This is a genomic window from Rhodoluna sp. (assembly GCF_024641065.1).
GTDB lineage: Bacteria > Actinomycetota > Actinomycetes > Actinomycetales > Microbacteriaceae > Rhodoluna.
This window is the reverse complement of record NZ_JAHEDV010000003.1, coordinates 128,867-141,936: the sequence shown is the minus strand read 5'-3', so window position 1 is coordinate 141,936 and position 13,070 is coordinate 128,867. Positions and strand designations below refer to the sequence as shown.

General features: G+C 52.6%; 12 protein-coding genes and 1 pseudogene. 4 read left to right on the top strand and 9 right to left on the bottom strand.

Features of this window, described 5'->3' with window-relative positions:
- Positions 1-85: 85 nt before the first annotated feature.
- Entirely contained in the window at positions 86-1,129 is a 1,044-nt protein-coding gene (locus tag Q0L26_RS03810) for a DUF3048 domain-containing protein (RefSeq protein ID WP_296647637.1), read from the bottom strand.
- A gap of 39 nt (positions 1,130-1,168) precedes the next feature.
- On the opposite strand from Q0L26_RS03810, the gene galE reads away from it, so the two are divergent.
- Positions 1,169-2,122, top strand: a complete 954-nt coding sequence (galE, locus tag Q0L26_RS03805; protein WP_296647634.1) for a UDP-glucose 4-epimerase GalE — start codon at positions 1,169-1,171, stop codon at positions 2,120-2,122.
- 25 nt (positions 2,123-2,147) lie between these two features.
- Here the strand turns inward: galE and Q0L26_RS03800 are convergent, their stop codons facing one another.
- From Q0L26_RS03800 to Q0L26_RS03770, 7 genes are all read right to left on the bottom strand, one after another.
- Complete coding sequence (locus tag Q0L26_RS03800; protein WP_296647631.1) at positions 2,148-2,840, bottom strand: phosphocholine cytidylyltransferase family protein; 693 nt, start codon at positions 2,838-2,840, stop codon at positions 2,148-2,150.
- A 9-nt stretch (positions 2,841-2,849) separates the two neighbouring features.
- A complete protein-coding gene (locus Q0L26_RS03795; protein WP_296647628.1) occupies positions 2,850-3,857 on the bottom strand; it encodes a glycosyltransferase family 2 protein in 1,008 nt (335 codons plus the stop codon).
- A 2-nt stretch (positions 3,858-3,859) separates the two neighbouring features.
- The gene (locus Q0L26_RS03790) at positions 3,860-4,627 is read right to left on the bottom strand and encodes an ABC transporter ATP-binding protein (RefSeq protein ID WP_296647625.1); all 768 of its coding nucleotides are present in this window, start codon (positions 4,625-4,627) and stop codon (positions 3,860-3,862) included.
- Entirely contained in the window at positions 4,614-5,459 is an 846-nt protein-coding gene (locus Q0L26_RS03785; protein ID WP_296647623.1) for an ABC transporter permease, read from the bottom strand. The genes Q0L26_RS03790 and Q0L26_RS03785 overlap by 14 nt, the downstream gene beginning before the upstream one ends.
- Before the next feature lie 90 nt (positions 5,460-5,549).
- Positions 5,550-6,689 (bottom strand): PTS fructose transporter subunit IIC, encoded by a 1,140-nt coding sequence (locus Q0L26_RS03780; protein WP_296647620.1) that lies wholly within the window; start codon positions 6,687-6,689, stop codon positions 5,550-5,552.
- A gap of 37 nt (positions 6,690-6,726) precedes the next feature.
- On the bottom strand, positions 6,727-7,161 hold the full coding sequence (locus tag Q0L26_RS03775) for a PTS fructose transporter subunit IIB (protein ID WP_296647616.1): 435 nt from the start codon (positions 7,159-7,161) through the stop codon (positions 6,727-6,729).
- Complete coding sequence (locus tag Q0L26_RS03770) at positions 7,161-7,613, bottom strand: fructose PTS transporter subunit IIA (RefSeq protein ID WP_296647613.1); 453 nt, start codon at positions 7,611-7,613, stop codon at positions 7,161-7,163. Before Q0L26_RS03770 ends, Q0L26_RS03775 begins: the two co-directional genes overlap by 1 nt.
- Positions 7,614-7,858: 245 nt before the next feature.
- On the opposite strand from Q0L26_RS03770, the gene Q0L26_RS03765 reads away from it, so the two are divergent.
- From Q0L26_RS03765 to Q0L26_RS03755, 3 genes are read left to right on the top strand one after another with little or no spacing between them, the layout of a single operon-like run.
- Positions 7,859-8,128: an HPr family phosphocarrier protein gene (locus Q0L26_RS03765; RefSeq protein WP_296647611.1), complete on the top strand. Its 270-nt coding sequence runs from the start codon at positions 7,859-7,861 to the stop codon at positions 8,126-8,128.
- 5 nt (positions 8,129-8,133) lie between these two features.
- Positions 8,134-9,762 carry a putative PEP-binding protein gene (locus Q0L26_RS03760; RefSeq protein ID WP_296647608.1) on the top strand — a complete coding sequence of 543 codons (1,629 nt, stop codon included), beginning with the start codon at positions 8,134-8,136 and terminating at the stop codon, positions 9,760-9,762.
- Entirely contained in the window at positions 9,743-10,693 is a 951-nt protein-coding gene (locus tag Q0L26_RS03755; protein WP_296647605.1) for an L-lactate dehydrogenase, read from the top strand. Before Q0L26_RS03760 ends, Q0L26_RS03755 begins: the two co-directional genes overlap by 20 nt.
- A 59-nt stretch (positions 10,694-10,752) precedes the next feature.
- Here Q0L26_RS03755 and Q0L26_RS03750 read toward each other — a convergent pair.
- Positions 10,753-12,981 (bottom strand): annotated as a pseudogene (locus tag Q0L26_RS03750) (serine protease).
- Between the last annotated feature and the right edge of the window lie 89 nt (positions 12,982-13,070).

The window sequence follows — 13,070 nt, the reverse complement described above, 5'->3', positions numbered from 1 at the left end:
CTAGAAATTGGGCATTATTGGGCAGGAGAAATGTTCGGTAAACCCCACATTTGAAAACTAAATGCGGGGTTGACCTTCGAAATGGTTACTTGATTACGATTTTGCCTTCGGGAGCCTTTGGCATTAGCTCAACCCAGGTGTTGCCCGGGGCAAGGTTTATGACAGCACCTGAGGCGTCTTTGAGAATAATCGGCGAGGTTGCGTCTGCCTTCGACCAGGTGGCTTCGATGTACTTTGAGGCTGTGAAAACCCAAGCGGTGCCAGAAGAAACCATGATGGTTTTTGGCACGTTGCCGTACTTGTGATCTGCAAAGCTGCGGTCAATCTTGACGGTCATGACAACGACGTTAGTTGCCTCAACCTGCTTGCCGGTTGCAGCGTCTCGGTGCACAGCGCCATCCTGGGTTCTCAACCAAGCGGTTCCATCGGCATTCGGCTTCCAGCTTGAAGTTGCCTGCGGGTAGCTAACCGTGAACTGCTTAACTGCGGTGCCGGTTGCCGCGCTGGCCGTTGCCTGATCGAGCGAATAAGTGAACTGAGCTTTTGGTGAACGCAGTTCGTTGTGCTGCTCGGCAAGCAGACTCGCGTTCACAATCACGTTGTGCGGAGCCGGGCGATCATGGCTTCGCTTGAAGGTTCCGTTGCCTTGTTCGCTGGTCTCTGAAGCAGTGAAAACCGGTGCTGCTTCAATCAAACGAACAAAGGCAAGCTGGCCGCCCGAGTAACAAACCACGCCACCGAATGGGCTAAGAATGTCTGGGTCCATCGGGCGAATAGAACGAACCGGGCCAACAGCCTCAGGCATATCTGAGTGCCAAATTGCGACCAGTCGAGTTAGGCCACCTTCGACCATCTCAACAAAAGTGATGTCAGTTCGGTTCAAGCCAAACTGTGGGCGGGCATCAAACGAGTTATCAATTTTGCAGGCCACGGATGGGTGCCCCAGCGCAGGAAAGTTTGCTGAACCAACTTCGTATTGCACACCGGTTAGCGGTGCCGCGATAAAGAACGGGCCTTGTGAAGCACTCGGGCTGGCCGAGGGCTCGGGCGATGCTGCCGGCGCTGATGCGCAACCTGAAAGAACTGTAAGTGCAATGGCTGTTGCTGCAACAAGGCGAAGTTTGCTCATGCCAATAGCGTAAACCTCGCTCGGCTAAACTCAGTTGATATGAAGGTTCTAGTTACCGGCGGTGCCGGATACATCGGTTCTCACGTTGTGCGTCTTTTGCAAGAGCGAGGAGACAGCGTAATTGTTGCCGATGACATGACCGCCGGCATCGAGGCCCGTCTCGATGGTGCCGAACTTCTTCAGCTAGACCTAGCTGCGCCTGACGCAAAGAGCATCCTTGCTCAGACTTTCACCGACTCTGAGGTCGACGCAGTTATTCACTTTGCTGCACGCAAGCAGGTTGGCCAATCGGTAGAGATGCCTGAGTTTTACTACGAACAAAACATCGGCGGCATGGCTAATTTGCTCTCAGCTATGCATGCAACCGGCGTAGAGAAACTTGTTTTCTCGTCTTCAGCGGCAACCTATGGAATGCCAGATGTGCCGGCCGTTTCTGAAGACATCGACTGCAAGCCAATCAACCCATATGGCGAAACCAAACTGATTGGTGAGTGGATGGTTGCCAACGCCAAGCGAGCTTGGGGTCTACGTGGCGCTAACCTCCGCTATTTCAACGTCGCCGGAGCCGGCTGGCCTGATCTAGCCGACACCGCGGTAGCCAACTTGGTTCCAATTGTTTTTGCGGCTATCCGTGCGAACAAAAACCCAGTGGTCTTCGGTGACGACTATGACACTCCCGATGGCAGCTGCGTGCGTGACTATGTTCACGTGCTTGATCTTGCCGAGGCTCACCTAAGTGCGCTTGACTACCTCGATTTTGACGTTCGACCTCACGATACTTTCAACGTGGGCACTGGCCAGGGTTCGAGCGTTTTTGAAGTTCTTGCCGAGATCAAGGCAGTTAGCGGAATCGATTTTGACACCGACGTTCTCGAGCGTCGCGCGGGCGACCCACCGTTCTTGGCTGCCGATGTCTCGCGAATTGAGAAGGCTCTCGGCTGGAAGGCAAAGAAGAACCTTCACGACATTATTGAAAGCGCCTGGAACGCCTAAAAATTGCTAAACCTATCAGCACAAACTAAACGTGCTGGTTAGCGCGTTCGAGGTCTTCAGCAAAATCAACCTCAACTGCGTAAAGGTCGCTGATGTCTACGGCCTTGAACTTCAGGCCGTCTGACTCAATTGCAACCTCGATGCCGCGTTCAAAATAATCTTGGTCATCAACCTCGGCTAGACGCTTGATCAAAGTGGCTTTGTCGCGAGCACCAATGTGGTTGATGCCAACGGCTTCGCCAAGACCGCCAACAACCTGCTTCGACAGCTGGTTGATAAAGCCAGAGGCATCCACGGTGTATTTAACTTCTTCGTCGCTCACCTTTGCGGTGTTGACGACAACAAAAGATTCTTCAGCCTCAATCAGCGGGGTAACGCGGGTCAAAACCTGAGGGTCAAAAACTACGTCGCCGTTCAGCCACAAAACGCTGCCATCGCCAGAGGCTTTTAGTGCTTTCAAAAGACTCTTGGATGTATTGGTCTGGTCATAGAACTCGTTGTAGACAAAGCTGGCTTCAGGGAATCGCTCGATGATTGCCTCGAGCTTGAAGCCAACAACCACCATTACGCGGGCAGCTTCGCCGAAGGCGGTCTCGATGTTGTCGAATTGCTGTCGCATGATTGAACGGCCGTCGCGAAGCTCGGTAAGTGGCTTCGGAAGCGGGCGGGCTAGGCGGGTGCCCATGCCGGCGGCGAGAATTACGACCTGTTTTGACATGGGTTTAGTTTATGACTTCTTAGTAACTCGACTGCGGTCGATGGTTCCGCTGGCGCCTTTGAGTAAGCCAACCCAGAAACCCCAACCCCAACTGAAATGCATGGTTGGCAGAACAATCATCAGTGCAACCCGAGCCTTGAGGCTTAGTTTGCTTGCGGTAACGGCCAAACCGGCTACACCTAGCAAATAGGCTGCCGCCGGCAGAATGCCAATCAACCAGCCAAATACTGCGGCAACTAAACCAATGATCACAGAGGCCACCAAGAGTGGCGGAGCAAAGTAACGCTTTGGGGCACCTCGAAGGTCTCGACGAGTTAGGTCGCCGCGCCAAACACCGGTTGAATAAAACTGCTTTACCAATCGGTCGAAGCGACCGCGCGGCCAATAAACCACTCGCAGTTCAGGGCTGAACCAAACCAGGCCACCGGTCTTCTTGATGCGCTGAGCTAGATCCCAGTCTTCACCACGAATGATTGCCTCGTCATAGCCGCCAACTCGAATCAGTGCGCTCTTGCGAAAGATTCCGAGGTAGGCGCTTTCGGCTTCGCCAGCCTCGCCGCCAACGTGAAAGGCTGCACCACCGATGCCAAATCTGCTGGTGTAAGCCCAGGCGGTTGCACTTTGAAAACTTGCCTTGCCGCGGGCGTCCATGATGCCACCGAGCAAGTCAGCTTTTTGTTCATCCAAGATTTCAACACCGCGCTGAAAATAGCCGGGCGTCGGTTCACTGTGAGCATCGATGCGAATGATGATGTCGAACTGCGCCTGGCGAATGGCCTCGTTCAACCCGACTGTGGTCAAGCCTCGCGGGTTATTGATTGGTCGTATTCGCGGGTCGGCTAGCGCGAGACTGGCAGCGATTTGATTGGTCGAATCGGTTGATGGGCCAAGGCACAAAAGCAATTCAAATTGGCCCGGGTAGTTTTGCGAAAGCACGCTTTCGACTGCAGCCGCGAGGTGGTCTTGCTCATTGAGCACCGGCATGATTACCGAGATTGCCGGATAAGTCTTGGCCATAATTAGTCGATGATGTCCGAGCCGTTTTCAGCGTTGTAGGCATCGACCACGGTCTGCGGGTCGCCATCCATGCGCAGCACACCCTTTTCGAGCCAGATAACTCGGTTGCAGGTGTCGAGAATTGACTTCATGCTGTGGCTGACCAAAAACACGGTGCCGGCGGTGTCGCGAAGTTCACGCATGCGAGCTTCTGAACGCTTGCGGAAGGCGCTGTCACCAACCGCCAAAGCTTCATCGATGATCAAGATGTCGTGGTCGCGGTAGGCCGCGATTGCAAAGCGCAGACGAGCTGACATGCCTGATGAATAGGTTCGCATCGGTAGATCGATAAAGTCTTGTAGCCCTGCGAACTCGGTGACCGGCTCTAGTGATGCCTGGGCTGACTTGCGGTCAAGGCCCATAGCCATGCCGCCAATCATGATGTTCTTTTCACCAGAGAGCTTTGGCAGCAATGCTGCGCCAACACCTAGAAGGGTTGGGCGAGCCGAGGCATAGATGTTTCCTTGGTCAATCGGAGTCAGGCCGGCAACAGCGCGCATCAAAGATGACTTGCCTGAACCGTTGCTACCAATCAATCCGATTGATTCGCCCTCATAGATTGTGAAGCTAACGCCTTTGACCGCGTGCACTTCGCGAAGCTTGACCTTCTTTTTCAAGAGGCCGTTTCTTCCGGCGTCGCCAGTTGCTAGCTTTCCGCTGGCATAAACCTTGTAAACAATGTGAACGTCATCAACGACAACGGCCGGCTTGCGGTTATCAGTCGCGGCCATAGCGCTCCTCCGCTCTCCAGAAGAAGATGGTTCCAAAAATAAACAACCCAAATGCCCACACCGATGTTGCGATCCATAGGTGCGGAGTCATCTCGTGGCCAACAACAACCGCGCCTCGAGCAAGTTCAACGAAGTCATAAATCGGGTTCCACTGCATGATCGCGTGAAGCACCGGAATACCCGACAAAACAGTGTCGATGCTGAAGAAGATTCCGCTGATATAAAAAGCAATGCGTGTGACGAATGGAATCAATTGGCTAAGGTCTCGAACCTGAACGGTCAGTCGCGCCGCAATCATGGCAAGACCCGAGGCAAAAATGACCATCAGAATCATGATCGGAATCAGTGCCAACCAAGTCCAGCTAATGGTTTGTTGAATTCCGATCAGCAAAAGCGCCAAGACACCGAGCTGCGGCAAGAAGTTGAAGAACTGGCTGAGCACCGAAGAGATAGGTAGCAAAATGCGCGGAAAGCTCAGGCTCTTGACCAAGCCAACGTTTCCGGTCAGTGCACTGGCTCCTGATGAAAAGCTTGCTGAGAAGAATGCAAACAAGAAAACACCGGTGAACAAAAACGGCAAGAAGTTGTCGGGGCGATTGCCCTGAAGAATTAGGCCAAAGATGAGCCCATAGGTGCCAGCTTGGATGGTTGGCAAAAGAACTGTCCACCAGCGACCGAGGCGGTTGTGGGAATTGGCAGCTTCATTTGAGTATGCCGAGAGGGTGACGGCAAAATCGCGGCGCACCCAGGCATCACGAAGGTATTCAGAAAACGGAGGGCGAGCACCCATTCGCTTGAGGCCGTGCGCCTCTGCATACGCTGAATAATCCATGTCGTTCACCTGCCCAAGTTTATGCGAAAAGGGCCTGGGATTACTCCCAGGCCCTTCTCAATTTGTCGAAAAGACGTTAGCTAAAGCTGATTACTCAGCCTTGTTGCCAATGCTCTTTGCAACTAGTACTAGAACTGCGGTTACTACGGTACCGATAGCGATAGCAAGGATGTAGGTAAGTACGTTGCTAACTAGAGGGAACACGAAGATACCACCGTGAGGTGCGCGCAACTGGTTGCCGAATACACCAACAAGTGCACCGGTTACACCAGAACCAATCATGATTGATGGGATAACGCGGATTGGGTCAGCAGCTGCGAATGGGATTGCACCTTCAGAGATGAATGATGCACCTAGCAACCAGCCAGCCTTACCGTTTTCGCGCTCTGACTCAGAGAATGCAGACTTGCGAAGAACGGTTGCAAGAGCAAGACCTAGTGGAGGAGTCATACCTGCAGCCATAACGATCGCCATAACAACGAACTCTGGAGCTTCAGCTACGGCACCTGCAGCAGCAAGACCGGTAACACCGAAGGTGTAAGCAACCTTGTTAACTGGGCCACCCATGTCGAATGCCATCATTAGACCGATAACGATACCTAGGATCACAATGCCAGCGCCTGATAGGCTGCCTAGCCACTCGGTTAGACCGTTAGCTAGACCTGAGATTGGGCCCTTTAGAACTAGAACCATTACGAAACCGGTGATGATGGTTGCAAGTAGAGGAATTACAACTACTGGCATAACTGGCTTGATCCAGTTAGCTACAGGCCAACGGCTGATCCATAGAGCAGCAAAACCAGCGATGAAACCACCGATGATTGCACCTAGGAAGCCAGTGCCGGTGCCAAGTGGGTTGCCGTCAAGACCGGTTGCAAGTGCACCTGCAACGAAGCCTGGAGCAAGACCTGGACGGTCAGCAATTGCGAAGGCAATGTAACCAGCAAGAACTGGCACGAAGAATGCGAATGCAGCCTTACCTAGCCAGAAAATGATGAATGCCCAGTTGCCTAGGTTGCCAAGGTTGAAGCTACCGTCTTCGTTAACGCCTGCAAGAGCTGCGTCGTAAACACGGATACCACCGGTGGCTGGGTCAGTACCCATTGCCCAGGTGCCGAACAAGAAGCCAAGAGCGATAAGGATACCGCCGGCGGCTACGAATGGAATCATGTGTGAAACACCGGTCATCAGCCACTGGCGGATGCGGGTTCCAATTGATGCGTTACTCAATTGAGTCTCCTAAGAGTTAGGGGGATTAGTGGGATTACTACTTTTTACCGAAGAGGCCGGCCAAGAAGCCACCGCTCTTCTTTTCAGTTGCAGGCTTCACTGCCTGTTCCTGTTTCTCAGCAGGTTTCGCTGAAGAACCTTCGCCAACCTTTGCAGCGGTGCCGTTAGCGGCAGCCTCTAGTACCTGGTTGACCAAGTCTTGTGCGTTTTTCATTGCCTTAGCAACTGGAACCTCGATGTAAGGCTTGCCGTTGAAACGCTCACGGCCTTTTACCTCTAGGTCAACGCCAAAAATTACTGCATCTGCAGAATCGATTACTGCCTGGCTAAGCGGGTTTGAACCTGCTGAACCCTGGGTCTCGACGATTACCTCGTGACCTAGCTTCTTGCCAGCCTGCTCAAGAGCTTCTGCTGCCATGTAGGTGTGGGCGATGCCGGTGATGCATGAAGTTACGCAAACGATCTTTGCCATTAGTTTTGTACCTCTCGGGTTACGGTTTCTGCGATTGAGGCTGGGTTCTTGTCGGCGCGAAGAGCATCACGGAACTCTTCGTGCATTACCTTGCGAGCAAGTGAAGCAAGGATAGAAAGGTGTGCGCCATCGCCAGCAGCTGGAGCTGCGATCAAGAAGATTAGGTGAGACGGGCCATCGTCAGCGCCGAAGTCGATGCCGGCTACTGAGGTTGCAACAGCAACAGATGGAGCGGTGACTAGGTCACTCTGTGCGTGAGGAATAGCAATGCCACCCTCGATGCCAGTTGGGAAGTGTTCTTCGCGCTTTGCTACTGCTGCGAGGTAACCCTCGATCTCGGTAACGCGACCTGCAGAAACCAAACGCTCAGCTAGCTGACGAGTTGCCTCTTCTTTGGTGGTGGCATCGATATCAACGATGACGATGTCTGCAGTGGTAATTGCGGTGGTCAAATTGCTTGCTCCTTTGGAAGCTCTTGTTGCTCGCTCGAACCTTACGATACCCAGCCTTTTCTCAGGCTTTTTGGTATTTACACGTAATGTTGCGAGAAAGTAACATTTCAAATTTGTAGGAAATGGACAAAAGAAGACTAGCCCTTTTCTCTGGGATAAAGCGCCAAATCGACTCCTTATTGATTGTTTACCCCTAGAGCGTGAGAAACTTAAAACCCAACAAATTTAATGACGGAGCAATTCATATGTCAGCAATCGCACACGAGGTTGAGGTTCTAGACCCAATCGGTCTGCACGCCCGCCCAGCAAGCCAAATCGTAAAGCTAGTTAAAGAGTCTGGCTTGACCATCACCATCGGTCGTGAAGGCGAAGAATTCGTAAAAGCAAACTCAGCACTGATGCTGATGTCGCTGAAGATCAAGACCGGCGAAAAGCTGACCCTTCAGATTGAAACCGAGGATTCAACTGTTGCTGGCGAAATCGCTGGCCAGATCCAAGAGTTCTTGAAGGGCTAACTAAGTTGTCAGTCGCTCAGGGCACCGTACTTTCAGGTCTAGGTGTAGGCCTTAACTCCGCAGTCGGCGAAGTTCACATTGTTAAGCCACAGGCCCCGCTCCCTGAGTGGACCAAATCATCCAAGTCGGTTGATGAAGAGCGCTCAGCTCTGAAGGTGGCAATTGCGAATGTGTCTGAAAATTTGGATGCCCTGGGTGTTCGTGCCGGCGGCACAAGTGCCGAGATCTTTGAGGCGCTCAAATTTTTGCTTGAAGATGAAGAGCTTTTTGAAGTAGCCGAGGGCAATCTGGATGACGGCTGGACCGCTGGCGCTGCTTATGGCATGGCGGTAAACACCTTTGCCGAGATTCTTGGCGGCGACCCTGATTTTGACGAGCGCGTCAAAGACCTTCAAGACCTATCTCGTCGTGTGCAGGCAGATCTTGCCGGCATCGAAATGGCTCTAACCTTGCCTGAGATTGGTCGCTATGTTTTGGTTGGCGACGACTTCTCACCAGCCGACACCGCTCAGTTCACCAAAGCAGTAGTTGGCGTAATCACCCTCAAGGGTGGACCAACCAGCCACACCGCAATCATCTGCCGCTCAAGGAGCATCCCAGCAGTGGTTTCTTGTGGTGCTGCAGCAGACCTTGAAAATGGCGACACTGTTTTGGTTGACCCAGTTGGCGACCGTGTTGTTTTTGGCGGCGACGAAACTTTGGCTACCAAGGCAATTGAGTTCGTGGCCTTGAACGCAGAACCAGTGATTCCGGTTCGCGCAAACATTGGAACCTTGGCTGACGCCGAAGGTGCGACCGCCGAAACCAAGGCCGAGGGTGTTGGCTTGTTCCGCACCGAGCTTTTGTATCTTTCTGCCAACACCGCACCAAGCATTGATGACCAGGTTGCAAGCTACAGCGCAATTCTTGCGGCTGCACCGGCTGGCCCAATCGTGGTTCGCACCATCGATGCAGGCAGCGACAAGCCAGTGCCATTCTTGAACATGCCTCACGAAGAAAACCCATCTCTGGGTGTTCGCGGCTACCGCTTGATTCAAGATCACCGCGAATTCATCGAAGACCAGTTGAAGAGCCTCGAGTTGGCTCGAGTTGCAACCGGTCGCGAAGTTTGGGTTATGGCACCAATGATCGCAACCGTTGGCGAAGCTAAGGCTTTTGCTGATTTGGCACGCAGCATCGGTGGCTACAAGGTCGGCGTAATGGTTGAGACCCCTTCTATCGCTGCCATGATTGAGCAGCTTGAAGGCGTTGTTGACTTTGTGAGCGTTGGAACCAACGACTTGTCACAGTACCTATTTGCCGCTGACCGCATGAACCCTTCGCTGGGCGCATTGCTAAACCACTGGCAGCCGGGATTGATTCGCACCCTCGCCCGTATCGCTGATGGTGGCAAGAAGGCGGGCATCTCAGTTGGTGTTTGTGGCGAGAGCGCATCTGACCCAGCTTTTGCAGTGGTGTTGGCCGGGCTTGGCATTACATCTGTGAGCGTTTCAAAGTCACAGGTGACTGTGGTTCGCAACGCTTTGTCATCGCTTGATCTTGGCGCCTGCAAAGAAATTGCAAACAAGGTGTTGGCCGCAACCTCACCTGAGGCCGCGAAGGCAGCTGCCCTAGATGCTCTTTCACAGCTCTAAAGTTTCAGTGATTGGTGCCGGCTCGGTCGGCGCCTCGATGGCCTATGCGATGCTCATTCGTGAGTCTGCTCGCGAGGTAGTGCTTTATGACGTGAACGCCGCCAAGGCAACCGCAGAGGTTCTAGACCTTGCTCACGGCACATCGTTCACTGGCTCTTCGAGCATCACAGGTGGCGACGACATTGCTTTGACCGAAAACTCGGATGTAATTGTCATCACCGCCGGCGCCAAACAGAATCCTGGGCAAACTCGCCTAGAACTAGCTGGCGTGAACTTCTCGATTCTGAGCTCACTGATTCCCGAATTATTGAAGCGTTCACCTGAGGCAATCTTCTTGCTGGTCACGAATCCGTGTGATGTTTTGGCTACCGCTGCACTTCGCATGACCGGTCTGCCAGCAAACCGTGTGTTCTCTTCGGGCACCGTGCTTGACTCGTCCCGACTTCGTTGGTTGCTTGGCGACAAGCTAGGCGTCAGCACCTCAAGCGTTCACGCGCTAATTGTTGGCGAACACGGCGACTCTGAGTTTGCTCTTTGGTCACAGGCCAGCATTGGTCCAGTGCCACTTGCAACTTGGATAGATGAATTCGGCTCGAAGCTTTCGCGCACCGATCTTGATGAGCTAGCGCTTTCAGTAAAAAACGCGGCCTACAAAGTTATCGAGGGCAAGGGTGCCACTAACTATGCCATCGGCCTTTCGGGGGCTCGCATTGTCGAGGCAATCATCCGTGATGAAAATGCCATTCTGCCGGTGAGCTCGGTACTAACCGATTACCGTGGCGTCGATGGAATTGCTATGTCGGTTCCGACGGTCGTAAACCGAAACGGTGCTTACCGAACCATTGAGGTGCCGATGGATGCCTCAGAGCAGTTGCTGTTTGAAGCCTCTGCCAGCCAGATTGCTCACTCGCTGGCAAATCTAGCGATTTAGGTTTTCAAAAAGAATCCCGCCCACTAACTAGTGGGCGGGATTCTTTTTGGTTCAGACGATTAGCCGAGTGACTTATAGGTATAGGTCAGGGTCAGCGAACGAACATTCAACATGGTGTAGCTGTAAGGCAAATAAATGTAAGTCTGAATAGTTGACGAACCTGATGCAATTCGACCCATGTTAAGAACCTTGGTTCCGTTAGTACAAAGATCAACGTCGGCACCCGAAGCCTCATCTATGCCGAATGATGCACAATAATCGCCAACGTTGTCATACACAACGAGAGTTGCTTTCACCTGAACTGCACCATTTGCATACCCACGTTGAACCGCTGTTGGAACAGCTAGGTATGAATAGCAAATAGCTGAGTCAATGTAATAGGTGTAGCCATAGAAGCTGGTGCCGTCGTACTGACACGCTGTGCTGTCATCTGAGTAGTAATAGCGGAACGCTTCTTTGCCGGTGTAGCTGACGGTGGTGGTCTTGGTGGTCAGCTTCTTGTTTGAAACCACAACGACCGCGGTGCTCGTGAATGAACGACCTTCAGCACCCTGAGCCACCAAGACGATGGTGTACGAGCCAGGCACAATCTTGCCGCCGTTGAGGCCATTCCAGGTTTTATAGCTGCTAGCGCTCTTGGTTAGTGGCCAGGTCTGGGCAACCTTGGTGCCCAGCTTTACGGTGATGCTGCCCTTGGTTAGAGGAATCGAACGGCCGGTGCTGGTCTCCATGGTGAACGGAAGCTGCACGGTGTCGATGTAGCCATCAGAAGCCGGGAACACAGTTGGCACATCGCGCGAAATGGAAGCACTAGTGATCTGTGTAGTTAGAAGTGCAACGATTTGGCTCTCAACTGTGTCGCTGTTGCCGGCACCATCGGTGAAGTTAGCAGTGACAGTCACCTCGTCAGTAGGGCTGAAACCTTTGAGATTCAAGTTGCAAGTAGCTACACCTGAAGATGATGCTGCAAAAGTGCATCGAGCTGTTTTTGCTCCGACGGTAATGCTGGCCTGGCCCGCGCTGAATGGCACGGCCTCATTGCTCGCACCGAGCACAGACAGTGTGGCAGCAATCACATCGCGGTATCCATCAACACTCGGAAAGTATTCTGTGGCATCGAGGGTCAATGTTGCAGAACTGTGAACGCCATCAGAAACGGCAATGGTTGATAATGCCTCTTCACTGGTGCGAAGGTCTACGGCACTGAGCGGATAACTGCCCGGGCCAACACCGTCAAACGCAGAGTTGATGTTTTGCACCAAGACGCCCGCTTGGTATTTAGAAATAGACGCCACCCAAGACAGAACCACGTGGGTCTGCAATGTGTGGGGTGAACCATTTACGTCCATCTCTAAGTCGACAGTGCGAGGAGTTGCAGAGGTGATTGTTACCTTGGATGAGCTGCTGGCACCGCTGATAATTACGCCAGCACTCACTACCGAGAATTCACCCATTTGAGATTGGATCCAGGAACGATAAAAAGAGACTCGGGTGAAAGCACTCGGAGTGCCACTGGCACAAGCTTGAGCTGAACCGTAGCTCACCAAACCAATTAGAGTTTGGTCGCCGGCTTCGGTGTGAGTTAGCGGGCCACCGCTGTCGCCGGAACAAACGTCGGTCTACGCGTCGCCACCACAAATTTGGCTTGATGTGTAGAAGTCGTAGTAACTGTTCTCACACACAGAGCCTGCCTGGATTGTGATGTTGCCCTTTTGCATGGTGGCAGGGTAGGTGGCTCCTCGAACCTCACCCCAGCCGGTAACGCGAGCGATTTCACCGTCATAAGGATCGCTGGCAGCAATATCGATTGCCTCGATGGTTCCAGCTGCGAAGGTAACTGGGTTGGTCAACTTAAGCAAAGCAATGTCGTTAACCGCGGTGTATGAGTCATACCCATCGTGAACACGAACTGCAGAAACAGCGCGGGTAGCTTTGGTCGAGGTGCTCAATCTTGAACTACCGACGTGTACTAGTAGAGAGGATGGCGAAAGTGGTGAGTCGTAGTCGTCGACCAGACAGTGTGCGGCGGTGATGATCCACTGGTTTGAAATTAGTGAGCCACCACAAAAGAAACCGTCATATTCATTGGATGCCGACTTAAGAGTGATGGCAACCTGCCAAGGGGCATCAGTGATTGAAGCGCTGGTGCCGCCATAAACGGCTGCACCAACTTCGCTTTGAATTGAGACATCGTTGGTCTCTGCCGCATTCGCCCCCGATGGCAGTACCAAGCTGAAAATCAATGCACAGATTGAAATTACAGAAAACTTATTTTTGAACTTTTTCATTTTGCCCCCGCAGACTTGAAATCTTTTCTCAAGCCTAAGGGCTAGGTGTGACAACTTACACAAGAAATTTTCAGGTTCAGAAGTTAGAT